The organism is Bradyrhizobium sp. 164 (assembly GCF_023073715.1).
Classification (GTDB): Bacteria; Pseudomonadota; Alphaproteobacteria; order Rhizobiales; family Xanthobacteraceae; genus Bradyrhizobium.
This window is the reverse complement of sequence record NZ_JADPKA010000083.1, coordinates 19,376-35,771: the sequence shown is the minus strand read 5'-3', so window position 1 is coordinate 35,771 and position 16,396 is coordinate 19,376. Positions and strand designations below refer to the sequence as shown.

The 16,396-nt window shown below is 64.3% G+C and carries 17 protein-coding genes; 12 read left to right on the top strand and 5 right to left on the bottom strand.

The genetic code is table 11. From position 1 onward, the window contains the following. Positions 1 to 176 precede the first annotated feature (176 nt). Positions 177 to 353 carry a hypothetical protein gene (locus tag IVB01_RS25370; RefSeq protein ID WP_247278565.1) on the top strand — a complete coding sequence of 59 codons (177 nt, stop codon included), beginning with the start codon at positions 177 to 179 and terminating at the stop codon, positions 351 to 353. 80 nt (positions 354 to 433) lie between these two features. Continuing rightward, positions 434 to 1,903: a carboxylesterase family protein gene (locus IVB01_RS25365; RefSeq protein ID WP_247278566.1), complete on the top strand. Its 1,470-nt coding sequence runs from the start codon at positions 434 to 436 to the stop codon at positions 1,901 to 1,903. A 7-nt stretch (positions 1,904 to 1,910) separates the two neighbouring features. On the opposite strand, the gene IVB01_RS25360 is transcribed toward IVB01_RS25365, so the two are convergent. Beyond that, a complete protein-coding gene (locus IVB01_RS25360) occupies positions 1,911 to 2,090 on the bottom strand; it encodes a hypothetical protein (RefSeq protein WP_247278567.1) in 180 nt (59 codons plus the stop codon). A 154-nt stretch (positions 2,091 to 2,244) separates the two neighbouring features. Here IVB01_RS25360 and IVB01_RS25355 point away from each other — a divergent pair, with 154 nt between their 5' ends. Further along, positions 2,245 to 3,042 (top strand): class III extradiol ring-cleavage dioxygenase, encoded by a 798-nt coding sequence (locus IVB01_RS25355; protein WP_247278568.1) that lies wholly within the window; start codon positions 2,245 to 2,247, stop codon positions 3,040 to 3,042. Positions 3,043 to 3,075: 33 nt separating this feature from the next. On the opposite strand, the gene IVB01_RS25350 is transcribed toward IVB01_RS25355, so the two are convergent. The 3 genes from IVB01_RS25350 to glgC are packed head-to-tail and all read right to left on the bottom strand — an operon-like array spanning position 3,076 to position 6,080. Further along, the gene (locus tag IVB01_RS25350; protein WP_247278569.1) at positions 3,076 to 3,336 is read right to left on the bottom strand and encodes a SemiSWEET transporter; all 261 of its coding nucleotides are present in this window, start codon (positions 3,334 to 3,336) and stop codon (positions 3,076 to 3,078) included. A gap of 30 nt (positions 3,337 to 3,366) precedes the next feature. Continuing rightward, complete coding sequence (glgA, locus tag IVB01_RS25345; RefSeq protein ID WP_247278570.1) at positions 3,367 to 4,821, bottom strand: glycogen synthase GlgA; 1,455 nt, start codon at positions 4,819 to 4,821, stop codon at positions 3,367 to 3,369. After that, the gene (gene glgC / locus IVB01_RS25340) at positions 4,818 to 6,080 is read right to left on the bottom strand and encodes a glucose-1-phosphate adenylyltransferase (RefSeq protein ID WP_247278571.1); all 1,263 of its coding nucleotides are present in this window, start codon (positions 6,078 to 6,080) and stop codon (positions 4,818 to 4,820) included. Before glgC ends, glgA begins: the two co-directional genes overlap by 4 nt. Positions 6,081 to 6,442: 362 nt before the next feature. Here glgC and IVB01_RS25335 point away from each other — a divergent pair, with 362 nt between their 5' ends. Continuing rightward, the gene (locus IVB01_RS25335) at positions 6,443 to 6,883 is read left to right on the top strand and encodes a hypothetical protein (protein WP_247278572.1); all 441 of its coding nucleotides are present in this window, start codon (positions 6,443 to 6,445) and stop codon (positions 6,881 to 6,883) included. Between the two features lie 125 nt (positions 6,884 to 7,008). Here IVB01_RS25335 and IVB01_RS25330 read toward each other — a convergent pair whose 3' ends face one another. Continuing rightward, positions 7,009 to 7,989, bottom strand: a complete 981-nt coding sequence (locus IVB01_RS25330; protein ID WP_247278573.1) for an ABC transporter substrate-binding protein — start codon at positions 7,987 to 7,989, stop codon at positions 7,009 to 7,011. A gap of 475 nt (positions 7,990 to 8,464) precedes the next feature. Here IVB01_RS25330 and IVB01_RS25325 point away from each other — a divergent pair, with 475 nt between their 5' ends. The 8 genes from IVB01_RS25325 to IVB01_RS25290 all read left to right on the top strand — a co-directional run bounded on the left by IVB01_RS25325 (position 8,465) and on the right by IVB01_RS25290 (position 16,385). After that, positions 8,465 to 9,568 (top strand): ABC transporter substrate-binding protein, encoded by a 1,104-nt coding sequence (locus tag IVB01_RS25325; protein WP_247278574.1) that lies wholly within the window; start codon positions 8,465 to 8,467, stop codon positions 9,566 to 9,568. Next, on the top strand, positions 9,546 to 10,568 hold the full coding sequence (locus IVB01_RS25320) for an ABC transporter permease subunit (RefSeq protein WP_247278575.1): 1,023 nt from the start codon (positions 9,546 to 9,548) through the stop codon (positions 10,566 to 10,568). Before IVB01_RS25325 ends, IVB01_RS25320 begins: the two co-directional genes overlap by 23 nt. Further along, on the top strand, positions 10,562 to 11,353 hold the full coding sequence (locus IVB01_RS25315; RefSeq protein WP_247278576.1) for an ABC transporter ATP-binding protein: 792 nt from the start codon (positions 10,562 to 10,564) through the stop codon (positions 11,351 to 11,353). Before IVB01_RS25320 ends, IVB01_RS25315 begins: the two co-directional genes overlap by 7 nt. Beyond that, positions 11,347 to 12,519: an acyl-CoA dehydrogenase family protein gene (locus IVB01_RS25310; protein WP_247278577.1), complete on the top strand. Its 1,173-nt coding sequence runs from the start codon at positions 11,347 to 11,349 to the stop codon at positions 12,517 to 12,519. Before IVB01_RS25315 ends, IVB01_RS25310 begins: the two co-directional genes overlap by 7 nt. A 27-nt stretch (positions 12,520 to 12,546) precedes the next feature. Next, positions 12,547 to 13,647: an LLM class flavin-dependent oxidoreductase gene (locus tag IVB01_RS25305; protein ID WP_247420249.1), complete on the top strand. Its 1,101-nt coding sequence runs from the start codon at positions 12,547 to 12,549 to the stop codon at positions 13,645 to 13,647. A 258-nt stretch (positions 13,648 to 13,905) separates the two neighbouring features. Beyond that, entirely contained in the window at positions 13,906 to 14,760 is an 855-nt protein-coding gene (locus IVB01_RS25300; RefSeq protein ID WP_247278579.1) for a CmcJ/NvfI family oxidoreductase, read from the top strand. Positions 14,761 to 14,852: 92 nt separating this feature from the next. Next, positions 14,853 to 15,167, top strand: coding sequence for a septal ring lytic transglycosylase RlpA family protein (locus IVB01_RS25295; protein ID WP_247278610.1), 315 nt, complete (start codon positions 14,853 to 14,855; stop codon positions 15,165 to 15,167). Between the two features lie 48 nt (positions 15,168 to 15,215). Then, positions 15,216 to 16,385 carry a Gfo/Idh/MocA family oxidoreductase gene (locus IVB01_RS25290; protein ID WP_247278580.1) on the top strand — a complete coding sequence of 390 codons (1,170 nt, stop codon included), beginning with the start codon at positions 15,216 to 15,218 and terminating at the stop codon, positions 16,383 to 16,385. Positions 16,386 to 16,396: the final 11 nt, after the last annotated feature.

The following is a 16,396-nucleotide window of genomic DNA, read 5'->3' as shown; positions in this document are numbered from 1 at the left end:
CGTTTGCGGCGTCATCGTGGCCGCGCGAGGCTTGTGGCGATACACGCATCGCGATGCACAATCGCCGGGATTGTCCGGGCTAATCAGACTACATCCTTCTGTGTATGCTTGCGCTTACTAGCCACGCATACTGACCGGGCGTCATGATAGAGTTGAGTGATCGAACCAAAGCGAACATGGACGTCGTCCTGGAGGAGACGTGCCGCCAACTGCCGCATGGCGGCGATCACGACAGCCGCAGGTTCATCGCCGAGCGCCTGATCGAGGCGGCGCAGTCGGGACATTCCACGCTTGGCGAGCTCGGCATCGTCGCCCGCCGCGCGCTGGCGGAGCTCCTGGCCAAGGGGAGTTAGACGCGGCGAGAGACTTGCCTCGCTGACGGTCAGGGACATAACCTGCCGGGAACCCTTTCTCGCATCGAGATATCTAGAAGATGCGGTCCTTGCTCGCGCTTGTTGCGGCTTCCGCAGTTCTGGGCTGCGCCGGCCTGGCCTTGGCCCAGCCGGTCGGACAGTTTCCGTTCGCGCTGACGCGCGAAGGACAGATGCTTGGCGCCGTGGAAGGTGAGGTGGCCTCCTTCAAGGGGCTTGCTTACGCGGCGCCGCCGGTCGGTCCGCTGCGCTGGCGCCCACCGCAGCCGACGGCCGAGAGCTCGGAGATGCGCACCGCTTACGACTACGGCGCGCCTTGTCTTCAACCGTCGCTGCCTGGCGCGAGCGAGGATTGCCTCACGCTGAACGTGTTTCGTCCCTTCGGAGTCGATGGTCCGTTACCGGTGATGATGTTCATCCATGGCGGCGCCTTCGTCACGGGGACCGCGAACGATCCGCTGTTCGACGGCGCCAGGCTGGTGCAGGCCGGCCTCATCGTCGTCACCGTGAATTATCGCCTCGGTGTGCTCGGCTGGCTTGCGCATCCCGCGCTGTCGGAAAGCGGCTCCGGCAATTACGGTCTGATGGACCAGATCGCGGCGCTGCATTGGGTGCACGACAATATCGCGGCGTTCGGCGGCGATCCAAACAACGTCACCCTGTTCGGTAATGGCGCAGGCGCGACGTCGATCGCGCTGCTGATGCTGTGCCGGCAGACGCGCGGGTTATTCCACAAAGCCATTCTGCAATCGCTACCCGGTCGTGCGCGCCTTCGCTTGGCGCAAGAGGCGGAGGCTGTCGGTCGTCAGCTCGTCGCGGCGCTAGGAGAGCGGACGGACTTGCGCGACGTTGCGCCGAGCCGCCTGCTTGGCGCCGGAAAACAGCTGCTGGACAAATCACCGCGCAGCTTTGCGCCGATGCTGGATGGAAGCCTGGTGACTGAGGACGTCGCCGCGGGCTTTGCAGCGGGACATCAAAGCCGCATTCCCCTGATCATCGGCTCGAACGACGATGAGACCGGTTTCGACAGCGAACTCAGTGTTGAGGAGGAGCTGGCGTCGGCAGGCGTCACAAGCGATGACCTGCGCAGTCTTTATCCGGATCTTGCGAGGTCATCGGGCGCGGCAAGATTCTTCACCGACAAGGACTTCTCCGAGCCGGTGAGGCTGCTTGCGCGCCTGCATGCCGCAAGCGGCGCGCCGACCTTCCGCTATCGTTTTAGCTATGTGCCTGAAGCGCAGCGCGCAAATCCTGATCATGGGCACGGACGCGAGTTGCAGTTCATCTTCGGTGTCGAAGGCGTGCCCGGTGCAGGAATCTTCTCGCGAGCAGACCGCGAGGTCGCGAGCCGCATCCGCGGCTATTGGATCAATTTTGCGAAAGACGGCGATCCCAATGGCCTCGGTTTGCCCCATTGGGACGCGGCCGCCGACCGTGATCGCCTGCTGCTGATCGCGGACGATCGCATCGCGAGCGGAGACGACCCCTTCGCGGAGCGTCTCGATCGGCTCGCAGGTGAGGGCAGGAAATGAGTGGGATTTATGCCGCGAGCTCGACGCGCGGCGCCGGGCTCAGTCGGTCTTCCTCCAGATAGTCCATCGCGCCATCCTTCTCGACGGCATAGAACTGCTGGCCGTCCCGTGACTTGTAGGCGGCGCGAACGACGCCGCGGCGGCCCTTGTCACTGTTGACGACGTCCCCCAGCGCAAACTTCCTCATCTCACGTCTCACTTGTCTTCAGGCCGACTGCTTCGGCCACGGCGGGATTTTGGAAGGCAAATCGTTAACGGCTTGCTAACCATCCCGGTTTGCCTATGCTCGCCGCGAACTGCGCGGGCAGCTCGCACGCGCCTGTTGCTAGCGAGACGACCTGATGACGCGATTTCCGACCCTGTTCCTGTCGCATGGTGGTGGCCCCTGGCCGTTCATGGAGGACAGACGGGTGCAATATGCGAAGACCGCCGCGGAGTTCGGCCGATTACCGCAAGTGTTGCCGAAAAGGCCGAAGGCCGTGCTCGTCATCACTGGCCATTGGGAGGCCGACGCCTTCACCGTGTCGACCTCGGCGCATCCGCCGATGGTGTACGACTATTACGGTTTCCCCGAGCATACCTATCACCTCAAATATCCGGCGCCGGGCCAGCCCGAGCTCGCAGCCGAAGTGAAGGCGTTGGTGACGCGCGCCGGGCTCGATTGCCGCGAGGATCCCGATCAGGGCTTTGACCACGGCACTTTCGTGCCGCTCGGCCTGATGTATCCGAACGCCGACATGCCGATCGTATTGCTGTCGCTGAAGTCGAGCTACGATCCGGCCGAGCATATCAGGGTCGGGCAGGCGATCTCCTCGCTGCGCGACGACGGTGTCCTGATCGTCGGCAGCGGACTGACCTATCACAACATGCGCGGCTTCAATCAACCGGAGTCCAAGCCGGTCTCGTACGCCTTCGAGGCCTATCTGAACGAGGCCATCAGCAATCCGGACGCGACACGGCGCAACGCCATGCTCGTCGACTGGGAGAACGCGCCCAGCGCGCGCCTCGCGCATCCGCGCGAGGACCATCTGTTGCCGCTGATGGTCGCGGCGGGCGCCGCCGGCAGCGACATTGGCCGCCGCGTCTTCGTCGACGAGGTCGCGGGCGTAGCGATGGCGTCGTATGTGTTTGGTGGGTGATCTTCCTTCTCCGACAAGGGAGAGGGGGCATCCTCACCCGTATTTCAGCTTCATGAACAGGATGCCGCCGGCGAGCACCACGGTAATCGCGTTGGCGGCGACTAGCGGGGCATCGCCGGAGAGCAGGCCGTAGACGAGCCAGAGCACAAGGCCCAGCACCATGACCAGGAACATGCCGAGCGAGATGTCGCGCGCCGAGCGCGTCTTCCAGACCTTGATGAACTGCGGCGCATAGGCGACGGTGGTGCAGGTGGCGGCGGCAAAGCCGAGCAGCTTGATCGCGAAGGGGTCCATGCCGGCTCTATAGCATGGATTCGGCAATGCTCACGCGCGGGCCGCCATGAGGTCGCGGTAGAGCGCGGCATAGTCGCCGGCGCGGTTGCGCCAGGAGACGTCGGTCGCAAGGCCGCTCAATTGCAGCCGGCGCCAGGTCAGCTTGTCGTGGAAGACGGTGTTGGCCTTGCGCAGCGTGCCGGCGAGGGCGTCCGCCGTGACGGGGCCGAACTTGAAACCGGTGGCATCATGGCCGGATGCGTCGGCCTCGCCGATGTCGACGATGGTATCCTCGAGGCCGCCGACGCGCGACACAATCGGGACGGCGCCATAGCGCAGCGCGCAGAGTTGGGTCAAGCCGCACGGCTCGAAGCGCGACGGCACGATCAGCGCGTCCGAGCCGGCCTGGATCAGATGCGCCAGGATCTCGTCGTAGCCGATCACGACTCCGATCCGGCCGGGATTGGCGCGAGCGGCGGCCTGGTAGCGGTCCTGCAGATCGCGATCGCCGCTGCCGAGCAGCGCGAGCTGCATGCCTTCACCCAATATGATTGGAATGGCCTCGAGCAGGAGATCGAGCCCCTTCTGCCAGGACAGCCGGCTGATGACGCCGAGCAACGGCGCCTCGTCGGAGGAATCGAGATTGAACTGCTGCTGAAGCGCCGCCTTGTTTGCAGCCCGGAACGTGAGGTCTTCCGCGCCGAAGCGGTAGGCAATGTGCGGATCGGTTTGCGGATTCCACACCGAGATGTCGATGCCGTTGAGAATGCCGCTGAGCACGCTCGCGCGTGCGCGAAGCAGGCCGCCGAACCCCATGCCGCCTTCGTCGCTCTGGATCTCCCGCGCGTAGGTCGGCGACACCGTGGTGATGCGATCGGCAAATTGCAGGCCCGCCTTCAAAAAGCTGATGCCGCCGAAATATTCGATTTCGTTGACGTTCAAGGAGTGCCAGGGCAGGCCGATCGCGCCAATCAGCTCGGGAGCAAACTTGCCCTGATAGGCCATGTTGTGAATGGTCATCACGGTGCCGGGCCGCGGCCGGTTGTCATAATGCAGATAGGCCGGCGCGAGCCCCGCCTGCCAGTCATGGGCGTGCATGATGTCGGGCACGAAAGCCGGAACCAGGCCGTGGCCGATATCGGCGGCGACGCGCGAGAGCGCGGCGAAGCGCACGCCGTTGTCCGGCCAGTCGACGCCTTCGCTGGTGACGTAAGGATTTCCCGGCCGCGCATAGAGATGCGGCACGTCGAGCACGAACAGATCGAGGCCGTCGTGCGAGGCTGCGAGCAGGCGTCCAGGCCCGCCGAAATAATCCGGCCAGCGCCGGATTTCCTCCGCTCCGGCGAGCAGCCGCGTCACGTCGGGATAGCCGGGCATCAGGGTGCGCATCTCGACGCCATGCGCCTTCAGCGCAACCGGCAGCGCGCCAGCGACGTCCGCGAGGCCGCCGGTCTTGACGATGGGATAGACTTCAGAAGCGACCGCGAGGACGCGAACAGGCGTCATTTATTGAGCCCATCGATCATCGGCTGGGTGATCAGCGAGATGCCCTGCTCGGTGGTGCGGAAGCGCTTGGCGTCGAACTCGGGATCTTCACCGACGACGAGGCCCTCGGGGATTTCGACGCCACGGTCGATCACGACGTTCTTCAAGCGAGCGCCGCGCCCAACATTCACGTAGGGCATGATCACGGCATTCTCGACATTGGCGTAGGAGTTGATCCGGACACCGGTGAACAGCAGCGAGCGGCGCAGCGAGGCGCCGGAGATGATGCAGCCGCCCGAGACGAGCGAGCTCACGGCCTGGCCGCGCCGGCTCTCCTCGTCGTGGACGAACTTGGCCGGCGGTGTGATCTCGGCATAGGACCAGATCGGCCAGGCGCGGTCGAACAGGTCGAGTTCCGGTACGACATCGGTGAGATCGATATTGGCGGACCAATAGGCGTCGACGGTACCGACGTCACGCCAATAGGCGCCGTTGTGGCTGCTGGAGCGCACGCAGGAGGTCGAGAACTGGTGCGCGAATGCGCGGCCGTTCTTGACGAGGTATGGAATGATGTCCTTGCCGAAATCGTGGTTCGAGTCCGGGTCCTCGGCGTCGCGCCTGAGCTGGTCGAACAGGAATTTCGCATTGAACACGTAGATGCCCATGCTGGCGAGCGAGACGTCCGGCTTGCCTGGCATCGGCGGCGGGTCTTTCGGCTTCTCCAGGAAGGACTGGATCCAGCCCTTCTCGTCGATATGCATGATGCCGAAGCCCGATGATTCCGCGCGCGGCATCTCGAGGCAGCCCACCGTGACGTCGGCGCCGCTCTCGACGTGCTCGCGCAGCATCACCTCGTAGTCCATCTTGTAGATGTGGTCGCCGGCCAGCACGACGATGAAGCGGCAGGCGTGAGATTCGATGATGTCGATGTTCTGGTAGACCGCGTCCGCCGTTCCGACATACCACATGTTCTCGGAAACGCGCTGGCTCGCCGGGAGAATGTCAAAACTCTCATTGCGCTCGGGGCGGAAGAAGTTCCAGCCCATCTGAAGGTGCCGGATCAGGCTGTGCGCCTTGTATTGGGTGGCGACCGCAATACGGCGGATGCCGGAGTTCACCGCGTTCGACAGCGCGAAGTCGATGATGCGGGACTTGCCGCCAAAATAGACCGCCGGCTTGGCGCGCCGGTCGGTCAGCTCCAAAAGCCGGCTGCCGCGTCCACCAGCGAGGACGAACGCCAGCGCCTGGCGGGCAAGCGGTTCACTACCGACGGCACTCATGTCATCCTCCCGCGCTCTGGCGCTTGCCGAGGCCTTTTGTCGCGAGAAGCCCCGCGGTCCCGCGCCCATTGGAACCGATAGTAACGGCACGAATAGTAAATCGGGAAGTAGGTTGTTAGTTGCGAGCGCGGCAAGCTTAATGCTTTGGCTTGATGCCGTTCTTGGCCACCGAACTCCGGCGTCGCGCCGGTGTCACATGGCGACCGAGCAGGCGCGCTGGCCCGCCAGCGGCCGTCTCGCAGCGAGACGTGAAGGGCACTTGTGCGCCGCACGCAAATTCGAGGCTTTGACTAGGCGCAAGGATGTTCGATCATGGCGATGCGATCCATTTCCAAGCGAAACGTCAGATAGGGAGTAAGACGATGAGGATCTGGAAAACGGCAATTGCCTGTTCGCTGGCCGGCGTGGTCATGGCCGGCCAAATCGAGCAGGCCGCGGCGGGTCCGATGCCGACCAACGTCGCGAGCATGAAGGCTGCCGTCGGCGATGATGTCACGCAGGTACATTGGCGCGGCGGTGGCTGGGGATGGGGTCTCGGCGGCCTCGCGGCCGGTGCGATCATCGGCGGCGCCATCGCCGCCAGCACCGCGCCTTACGGCTATGGCTACTATGGCGGCCCGTATTACGGCGGTTATGGCTATCCGGGGTACGGCTATGGTTATGCCCCGGCTTATTACGGCTATGGGCCGGCCTACGCTTATCCGCGATACTATCGGCCGTATCGTCCGTACTACGGCTATCGTTACGGCTACTACCGGCCATATCGGGTCTTTCACCGGCCTTACTATCGCGGATATTGGTAAGGTTTTGCGCGGCTAGAGCGCGAGCCACACGATCATGCTCATACAGGCGAATTGCATGAGCACGATCGCGGCGAGATGCAGCGGGCCGGCCTCGAGGCGAAGCCTGCGCATCCCGCCGGGTGCGTTTAGTTCGATCCTGCGGCCGCAGCCGTGAAGCTGCGGTCGACGGCTTTGCCGACGTCGAGCTTTTTCGGCAGGATGCCATAGCGCGTCGAGCGGTCGGAGGCATCCTGCACCTCCTTCACGACGTTCTCGTCGATCACGATCGGGCTGGTGCGCTGCGCGGTGTAGGCCGAGAGCAGCACGTCTTCCGGCAGCTTGGTCAGCTCGGCCGTGTTCCTGGCATACTCGGAAAGGTGATCAAGCGACCATAGCCGCGCCTTGTTCAGCCGCTGCACAAGATCCTGCACCGCCGCGCGCTTGGTGGCGATGGCGTTGTCGGAAGCGACGATGAAGGTGATGGTTGGGGTCAGGCCTTCGCCGTCGGCGATCACGCGGGCTTTGTCCTTCAGCGTCGCGAAGGAGACGTAGGGCTCCCACACCGCCCATGCATCGATCGAGCCGGCGAGCAGCGCGATCTTGGCGTCGACCGGTCCGAGCGGCGCGAAGGTCGCATCCTCCAGCTTGATCTGCGCCTTCTCCAGCGTCGCGTCGATCAGGAACTGACCCCAACCGCCGCGCGTGCCGGCGAGCCGTTTGCCCCTGAGGTCGGCGGCCGACTTGATTGGAGAATCCTGGCGCACCAGGATGGCCTGCGTCTTGGCGTCTGACCTCGTCCCGCCGATCGCTTTGATCGGCGCGCCGGCCGCATAGACCGACAGGAACGAGAGATCGCCGGTATAGCCGACGTCGAGCGCACCGGCGTTGAGCGCTTCCAGGATCGGCGCGGCCGCGGGGAATTCCGACCACTCGATTCTATAGGGCAGGTCTTTCGTGTAACCGGAGATTTCGAGCAGCGACCGGTTGCCGCCTTTCTGGTCGCCGACGCGCAGCACGACGGTGTCGGCCGCGAACGATGCGGCGGCCGTCGACAAGGTGAGGGCGGCGGCAAGCAGCGATGCCGCGAGACGGCGGGTGATGGGGTGATGATGGGAGTTGATGCGCATGTGGCCTGTCTTGTTGCTTTGCTCACGACGCGTGAGCGAGCGATGCAGCGAGGTCATGAAGTCTAGGGCCGCGCGGAGCGCAGTCAATGAAATGGCTATCCGTATTGCAAAGGCGACAGGCAAGGACGTTTTAGCAAAGTGATGCTTTCGAGAAAGTGCGGTGTGCGCGGCCGAAATTGCGTAGGAAAGAAGCAGGGAGCGGGAAGCCCGGCGCTCTGCCAAAGGATGCAGCGGCGAAAATCCTTTCATCGTTCGCGAGGGTGGCGATGGAGAGAATGACTTCGCTTCGTCGAACATTCGAAATTCCATTTCATTGACGATGCGGCGACTGCGCCGCATGATTTGCGCATCGCATCAACGCGGCGCGTGAAGCGCCCGCGAAAAGATTTTCTCTCAAACGCAGCTCCGCACGGAACATGCGCAACGCGAGCCGTTGCGCATGTAGCGGAGCCGTGCCAGCGCAGGAGTGGGACCGATGAGCAATGACGACAAGCGCGGTGGATCGAGTCTCGACCGGCGCCATCTGCTCCAGGCGGGGCTTGCGGCAGCCTTTGCTGCGCCGTTCGGCGCTCTTGGTGCGGCACACGCCTTTGCGCCGCGCGGGTTCGCGCCCGGCGTCGACTTCTCGGAATTTCCATTGTGCCAGACAGCATCGAATGCACCTGCGCTTACTGGCGCTCCGCGCAAGCTGAAACTGTCGTGGAATGCCGGCGCCGTCTGCCTCGCGCCCGTGCCGGTCGCCATCGAGCACGGTTTCTTCCAGAAGCACAATCTCGACGTCGAGCTCGTCAACTATTCCGGCTCGACCGACCAGTTGCTCGAGGCGATCGCGACCGGAAAGAGCGACGCCGGCCTCGGCATGGCGCTGCGCTGGCTGAAGCCGCTGGAGCAGGGGTTTGACGTCAAGATCGCCGCCGGCACCCATGGCGGCTGCATGCGGGTGCTGTCGCGCCGCGATTCCGGCGTCGCGAAGCTCGCCGATCTCAAGGGCAAGATCGTCGCGGTCGGCGACCTCGCCGGCCCCGACAAGAATTTCTTCTCGATCCAGCTCGCCAAGCTCGGCATCGATCCGATCAAGGACGTCGATTGGCGCGCCTATCCCGGCAATTTGCTCAATGTCGCTGTGGAGAAGGGCGAGGTGCAGGCCTTCCTGTCCTCCGATCCGCTCGCCTATCTCTGGCTCAAGGATACTCAGTACAAGGAAGTCGCTTCCAATCTCGACGGCGAGTATCGCGAAAAGAGCTGCTGCATCCTCGGCCTGCGCGGCAGCCTGGTGCGCGAGGAGCCGCAGATCGCCCGGGCCATCACGCAAGCGCTGCTCGATGCCGCGATGTTCACCGCGCAGAATGCGACGATTGCCGCACAATCATTCCAGCCCTACGCACCGAAGGCGGCCACCCTCGCCGACATCGAGGGCATGGTGCGCTACCACACCCACCATCATCATCCGGTCGGCGACGTGCTCAAGCGCGAGCTCAAGGCCTATGCCGATGATCTGAAGAGCGTGCAGGTCTTCAAGCCGAGCACCGACACGGCCAAATTCGCGGAGCGCATCTATGTCGACGTATTCGCTGTCTGACGGCCTCGCCTCCGGCGCGCCGCGCCTCTCTCGCGCGCCACTGCTTGCGAATTGGCTCCGGGAGACCGGCGTCGGCGTGCTCGCAAGCATCGCCTGGATCGGCTTTGGCCTGTCCTGTCTGTGGTGGCAGGATGTCGGCGACTGGTCACGCACGCATTCGGTCGGCATTGCAGCCTTCATCGTCGCTGCGGTTGCCTTGTTCGGAACGCTGGGTGCCGATTATCTCGGCTCCGCAGGCCGCGGCTTGCGCAAACGCGCGCCCTGGCTGGTGGCGCTCGGCGCGTTCCTGACCTTGTGGGAGGTCGCAACGGCAAAATTTGCTTGGCTGCCGCTGCCGTTCTTTCCGCCGCCGCAATCGATCGTCGAGGTCTATACCGATGATCTGCCAAAGCTGCTCGACAGTGTCTTTGCCTCCGTAAAACTGCAGCTCGGCGGTTATCTGGTCGGCGCCACGATCGGTTTCCTGACCGGCGTCTCGATCGGCTGGTCGCACGCAGTTGGTTATTGGGTGCATCCGGTGCTGCGCTTCATCGGTCCGTTGCCGGCGACCGCGTGGCTGCCGATTGCCTTCTTCACGTTCCCGTCGAGCTGGAGCGCCTCGACCTTCCTGATCGCGCTGGCGACCGGCTTTCCGGTCACCGTCTTGACCTGGTCCGGCGTCGCCAGCGTCAGCAACGCCTATTACGACGTCGCGCGGACCTTGGGGGCCAAGCCGTCCTTCCTGGTGCTGAAGGTCGCGATTCCGGCGGCACTCCCGCACGTGTTCGTCGGGCTGTTCATGGGGCTCGGCGCGTCCTTCGCGGTGCTCGTCGTCGCCGAGATGATCGGTGTCAAGGCCGGGCTAGGCTGGTACCTGCAATGGGCGCAGGGCTGGGCCGCCTATGCCAACATGTATGCGGCACTGATCGTGATGTCGCTGCTCTGCTCCGGCGCGATTACGCTGCTGTTCTCGATCCGCGACCGCCTGCTAGTTTGGCAGAAGGGGACCGTAAAATGGTAGCTCTGGCTCAAGCGATCGCGCGTCCGGCTGCCGGCGCTGCGCTCGACATCGAGCAGGTCAGCCACGCCTTCGACATCGACGGCGCCGAGCTGCCCGTTCTCAGCGACGTCAGCATCTCTGTCGAGCCCGGCGAGTTTGTCGCGCTGCTCGGTCCCTCCGGTTGCGGCAAGTCGACCTTGCTGCGGCTTGTCGCCGGCCTCGATAAGCCGAGGTCCGGAACGCTGCGCGAGGACGAGAGCCGCATCAACAGTCCACATCCCTCGCGCGTGGTCGTGTTCCAGGATCCGACCCTGTTTCCCTGGCGGTCGGTCTGGGACAACGTCGCCCTGGGCCTCGAGGCCCAGGGCATTTTGAAGAGCCAGCGTCACCGCGTCGACGATGCTCTCGATCTCGTCGGGCTGTCGTCTTTCCGCAGCGCTTATCCGCACCAGCTCTCCGGCGGCATGGCGCAGCGCGTCGCGCTGGCGCGGGCGCTGGTCAACGATCCCAAGATCCTGGTTCTCGACGAGCCATTGGGAAAACTCGACTCGCTGACCCGCATCACCATGCAGGCCGAGCTTGTCTCGCTGTGGCAGCGCAAGGGCTTTACCACGCTGCTGGTGACGCACGATGCCGAGGAAGCCTTGGTGCTCGCCAACCGCGTCATCGTCTTCAGTGACCGCCCGGCACGGGTCAAGGCCGACATCCGTGTCGACCGGCCCTATCCGCGCCACCGCGGCGATCCCTATCTGGCCGATCTGCGCCGCCAGATTCTCGGTCTGCTGGGGTTGGACGCGACATGGTGACTCCCGTAGCCAAAGGGCGCATAGTCCCCACCGAGCCCGATTACATCGCGCGTGCTGAAGACCTGGCAGCAGGCTTTGCCGCACGCGCCGCCGAGCATGACCGCAATGGCAGCTTCCCTTTCGAGAATTTTCGCGAGCTCTCCGCAGCGGGCCTGTTGTCGCTCACGGTTCCTGCGGCTCATGGTGGGGCCGGCGCCGGCGCACGATACGCCGCGCGCGTGATCGGCATCATCGGCAAGGCCGATCCGTCGACGGCGCTGGTGCTGTCAATGCATTACATCAATCATCTCGTCATGTCGCGGAGCCCGACCTGGCCGGCGCGGCTGTCACGCAAGCTTGCGCGCGAAAGCGTCGAGGGCCTGGCGCTGATCAACGCGCTGCGCGTCGAGCCGGAGCTCGGCTCGCCCGCGCGCGGCGGTCTGCCGGCGACGATCGCGCGGCGCACCGGAACCGGCTGGCGCCTCTCCGGCCACAAGATCTATTCGACGGGATCGCCGATCCTGAAGTGGTACCTGGTCTGGGCCCGGACCGACGAGGCGGAGCCGCGGGTCGGGCAGTTCCTGGTGCCGGCGGGCCTGCCGGGCACGTGCATCGTCGAGACCTGGGACCACCACGGCCTTCGTGCCAGCGGCAGCCATGACGTCATCTTCGACGATGTCGTGATCCCGCTCGATGCCGAGGTCGATCTCCGCAAGCCGGCGGATTGGCGCACGCCCGACGTGACGCAGGCGACCATCCATACGGTGTTCGTTGCCGCGATCTATGACGGCGTCGCCCGCGCCGCGCGCGACTGGCTGATCACGTTCCTGAAGCAGCGCGTTCCCGCCGGCCTCGGCGCGCCGCTCGCGAGCTTGCCGCGGGCGCAGGAGATTGTCGGCGCCATCGAGGCGCGGCTCGCGGTCAATGCACGGCTGATCGAGTCTTTTGCGCGCGATTTCGATGACGGCGTCCAGCTCTCTGCGAGCGAGTCCAACGTCATCAAGCTCACCGTCACCAACAATGCCGTCGCGGCGGTCGAGGACGCGCTGTCGATCTCCGGCAATCACGGCCTCAGTCGCACCAATCCGCTGGAGCGTCACTATCGCGACGTGCTGTGCGGGCGCGTGCACACACCGCAGGACGATTCCACGCGCACCGGTCTCGGCCGCGCCGCATTGGGCCTCTAGCTTTCGGGAAAAATCAGGGAGACGGTCATGTCGATCGAGTTCATCGGCTTCATCAGCAACAACCATTCGTCCGAGACCATCGTCCGCGAAGGGCCGGTGCTCAATCCGACCCACATCGAGACGGTGGCGAAAGCGCATGAGAATGCCGGCTTCGATCGTGCGCTGCTGGCGTTTCATTCGACCTCGCCCGATGCGCTCCAGGTCGCGCAGCACGTCCTCGGGGTCACCGATCGCCTGAACGTGTTGATCGCGCAGCGGCCCGGCTTCACCGCCCCGACGCTGCTGGCGCGGCAGTTCGCGGCGCTCGACCAATTCTCGCGCGGCCGCGTCGCGATCCATGTCATCACTGGGGGCAATGCCACCGAGCTGCGGCAGGACGGCAACACGCTCGACGACAAGGACGAGCGTTACGCTCGTACTTCCGAATTCCTCGACGTCCTCAAGCTGGAATGGACCAGCGACAAGCCGTTCACCTACAGGGGCAAGTACTACCAGGTCGAGAACGCCTTTTCGCAAGTGAAGCCGTATCGCCCGGAAGGCATCCGCGTCTATTTCGGCGGTGCTTCCGATGCGGCGATCGACGTTGCCGGCAAGCACGCCGACACATTCGCGCTGTGGGGTGAATCCTATGCGCAGGTACGCGACGTCACTTCCCGCGTCCACAACGCGGCGGTCCGGCACGGGCGGCCGACGCCGCGTTTCAGCCTGTCAGTGCGGCCCATCATTGCGTCGACCGAGCAACAGGCCTGGGAGAAGGCGGAAGACATTCTGGCGCGCGCGACCGCGCTTCAGGACAAGACCGGCTACCGCAAGCCCGCCGACGGCCACGCCACGGCCGGCGCGCGGCGCCTGCTCGCACTCGCCGACCAGGGCAGCCGCATCGACAAGCGGCTCTGGACCGAGATCGCGAAGCTCACCGGCGCCAACAGCAACACCACCGCGCTGGTCGGTACGCCCGAGCAGGTCGCGGAAGTCTTTGGCGACTATTACGACCTCGGTATCAGCCATTTCCTGATTCGCGGCTTCGATCCGCTGATCGACGCCATTGAATATGGCCGCGAGCTGATCCCGCTGACGCGTGAACTGATTACGAAGCGTCAGGCTGTTCGCGGCGAGGCCGCGGAATGATCCGGCTCGTGTTAGCCGGTGCGCTGCTGTTGCAAGATCTTGTGTTTCGGACACGGCGGCGTACGAGGCACGAGATCTCACGCATTGCTCATGCGTCCGTGAGATGAGAATGCGCCCTTCTACGCGAAAGCCGCTCTCGAAACGTTCCTTCTGCATTTCGCGTCCCCGACAACATCCCCATTGCTATTTGCGCCCGCTCCCTTGCGCCACGCCGGTTCCCGCCAAGATGCTTTAGACGACCACATCGGGAGACCGGCCATGGGCCTACAAGAAACAAAAATCGAATCGCTTCCCTTCGTCACAGCCGAACTCAACTATCTCGCGCCGGTCTTAGGCAAGCCGCGTACCTACGCCTTCGATCCGCCGCCGGGCGAGCCGAAGAGCACGGCGCTTGCCGAGCCGCATCAGGTCCCGATCTTTGATGCGCGGCTGATTGCGCAGAATTTCTCGCTTGATCGCGAAGGCTTCGCGCTGGTGCGTCATCCGACCCGCGTGAAGGATTTCTACAACGAGGAGGAGGTCAGGGCGGTCTATTATCCCGCCGTGGAGGCATTCCTGCGCGCGACGCTGAAGGCCGATCGTGTCTTCATCTTCGACCACACCGTGCGCAAGCGCATCGAGGGCGCCGCCGACATTCGTGGCGGTGGCCCGCGCCAGCCAGCGACACGCGTGCATGTCGACCAGACCGCCGTCTCCGGCGCCAACCGCGTGCGCGAGCATCTGCCTGACGAAGCCGAAGAGTTGCTGAAGGGTCGCGTGCAGGTGATCAATCTGTGGCGGCCGATCCGCGGCCCCTTGCGCGATTCACCGCTGGCAATGGCCGACGGCACGACGGTTGCGCCCGACGATCTCGTCGCTTCCGATTTAATCTATCCCAACCGTCGCGGCGAGACCTATTCGGTAAGGTACAATCCGAACCACCGCTGGTTCTATTTCCCCGAGATGACCTCAGACGAGGCGCTGCTGCTCAAGTGCTATGATTCCGCAATCGACGGCCGCACGCGGTTCGGGCCGCACACTGCCTTCGTCGATCCGACCACGCCGCCAGATGCCGCGCCGCGCGAGAGCATCGAGGTGCGCACGCTGGTGTTCCACAATAGTAACAAAGTGTGATGGTGCTGCCGGGCGTTGCCCGGCAGTGTTTCCGGAACTTTGGGGAACAAAGCCACGTTTGCAGCGCCGGGCAGGGCAAGCGGGAGGGTGCCGTGCAAGCGCAGACGACGCTATTGGTATCTCTGGCCAGCTTTTTGCTTTTTGCCTTTTCTGCTGCCCACGCCGAAAGCGGGCTTGCTTCGTACTATGGATACGCAAAGGCCGGCAGAGGTGGCGAGCTGACATGCGCGCACCGGACGCGTCCTTTCGGCGCCGTGCTGAGAGTGTCCTATAGCGGACGAACGATCCAGTGCCGCGTCAACGATCGTGGCCCGTTCATCCGCGGCCGCATCGTCGATCTCTCGGTGCCGGCCGCCCGGGCGCTCGGCATGATGAGCGCCGGCGTGGTGCGGGTCTCGGTGGATTAGGCCGGCCAGCGGGCTATAGTGCCTCCCAAAGCAAGGGTGAGGGGCGCCATGGCCAGGATCAGAGTCGGACTCGTCGGCTGCGGCTTCGTGTCGGAGCTGCACATGTATGCGTTCCAGCGCGTCTATGGCGTGGACGTCGAGGTCGCGGCGGTGGCCGCGCGCGGCGATCACGTGGTCGAGTTTGCGACCCGCCACCATATCCCGCGGGTTTACCGCAGCTTCGCGGAGGTGATTGCGGACCGTGAGCTCGATGTCGTCGACATCTGCACCCCGCCCAATCTCCATGCCGAGATGATCATCGCCGCCATGCAGGCGGGCAAGCACGTCATTTGTGAAAAGCCGTTCGCCGGCTATTTCGGCCGCGAGGGCGACCAACAGCCGATCGGCAAGCGCGTGCCGAAGGCGCTGATGTACGAGCGCGTGCTCGAGGAGATGGACGCGACGGGGGCCGCGATCGAGCGTAGCGGCAAATTGTTCATGTATGCCGAGGACTGGATCTACGCGCCCGCGGTGACCAAGGCCGCCGAGATAATCAGGGCTACCGGCGACAAGATCCTGTTCATGAAGGGCGAGGAGAGCCATTCCGGCTCACACGCTGCACATGCCGCGCAATGGGCGATGACGGGTGGCGGCTCGCTGATCCGCATGGGCTGTCACCCGCTCTCGGCCGTGCTCTACCTCAAGCAGGTCGAGGCGAAAGCGCGCGGCGAGACCATCCGCGTCGCCAGCGTCACTTGCGATGTCGGCAACGTCACCGCTGGCCTCAGGCCCGAAGAACGCACCTATATCAAGGCCAATCCGGTCGATGTCGAGGATTGGGGCACGCTGACGGCGACCTTCTCCGACGGCACCAAGGCGACGGTGTTCTCCGGCGACATGATCATGGGCGGTGTGCGCAACCTGATCGAGACCCACACGAGCGGCGGCTCACTGTTCGCCAACATCACCCCGAACACGCATCTGATGAGCTACCAAACCAGCGAGGAGAAGCTCGCCAGCGTCTACATCACCGAAAAGGTCGACCGGAAAACCGGCTGGCAATATGTCTGCCTCGAGGAGGAATGGACGCGCGGCTATTTGCAGGAGATCCAGGACTTCATGGAATGCGCCGCGACCGGACGGCAGCCGCTGTCGGACCTCGCGCTGGCGTACGAGACGATCAAGGTGAATTACGCGGGCTATTGGTCGGCGGAGGAGGGGAGAAGGGTGGTGTTGTAAGGGCATAGCTC

What these genes read in the sequence shown, in the direction of transcription:
- IVB01_RS25325 (WP_247278574.1), top strand. Translation starts at nt 8,465, where the DNA reads ATGAGCAATGACGACAAGCGCGGTGGATCGAGTCTCGACCGGCGCCAT.
- IVB01_RS25305 (WP_247420249.1), top strand. Translation starts at nt 12,547, where the DNA reads ATGTCGATCGAGTTCATCGGCTTCATCAGCAACAACCATTCGTCCGAG.
- IVB01_RS25300 (WP_247278579.1), top strand. Translation starts at nt 13,906, where the DNA reads ATGGGCCTACAAGAAACAAAAATCGAATCGCTTCCCTTCGTCACAGCC.
- IVB01_RS25355 (WP_247278568.1), top strand. Translation starts at nt 2,245, where the DNA reads ATGACGCGATTTCCGACCCTGTTCCTGTCGCATGGTGGTGGCCCCTGG.
- glgA (WP_247278570.1), bottom strand. Translation starts at nt 4,821, where the DNA reads ATGACGCCTGTTCGCGTCCTCGCGGTCGCTTCTGAAGTCTATCCCATC.
- IVB01_RS25310 (WP_247278577.1), top strand. Translation starts at nt 11,347, where the DNA reads ATGGTGACTCCCGTAGCCAAAGGGCGCATAGTCCCCACCGAGCCCGAT.
- IVB01_RS25320 (WP_247278575.1), top strand. Translation starts at nt 9,546, where the DNA reads ATGTCGACGTATTCGCTGTCTGACGGCCTCGCCTCCGGCGCGCCGCGC.
- IVB01_RS25315 (WP_247278576.1), top strand. Translation starts at nt 10,562, where the DNA reads ATGGTAGCTCTGGCTCAAGCGATCGCGCGTCCGGCTGCCGGCGCTGCG.
- glgC (WP_247278571.1), bottom strand. Translation starts at nt 6,080, where the DNA reads ATGAGTGCCGTCGGTAGTGAACCGCTTGCCCGCCAGGCGCTGGCGTTC.
- IVB01_RS25360 (WP_247278567.1), bottom strand. Translation starts at nt 2,090, where the DNA reads ATGAGGAAGTTTGCGCTGGGGGACGTCGTCAACAGTGACAAGGGCCGC.
- IVB01_RS25335 (WP_247278572.1), top strand. Translation starts at nt 6,443, where the DNA reads ATGAGGATCTGGAAAACGGCAATTGCCTGTTCGCTGGCCGGCGTGGTC.
- IVB01_RS25290 (WP_247278580.1), top strand. Translation starts at nt 15,216, where the DNA reads ATGGCCAGGATCAGAGTCGGACTCGTCGGCTGCGGCTTCGTGTCGGAG.
- IVB01_RS25365 (WP_247278566.1), top strand. Translation starts at nt 434, where the DNA reads ATGCGGTCCTTGCTCGCGCTTGTTGCGGCTTCCGCAGTTCTGGGCTGC.
- IVB01_RS25330 (WP_247278573.1), bottom strand. Translation starts at nt 7,989, where the DNA reads ATGCGCATCAACTCCCATCATCACCCCATCACCCGCCGTCTCGCGGCA.
- IVB01_RS25350 (WP_247278569.1), bottom strand. Translation starts at nt 3,336, where the DNA reads ATGGACCCCTTCGCGATCAAGCTGCTCGGCTTTGCCGCCGCCACCTGC.
- IVB01_RS25370 (WP_247278565.1), top strand. Translation starts at nt 177, where the DNA reads ATGGACGTCGTCCTGGAGGAGACGTGCCGCCAACTGCCGCATGGCGGC.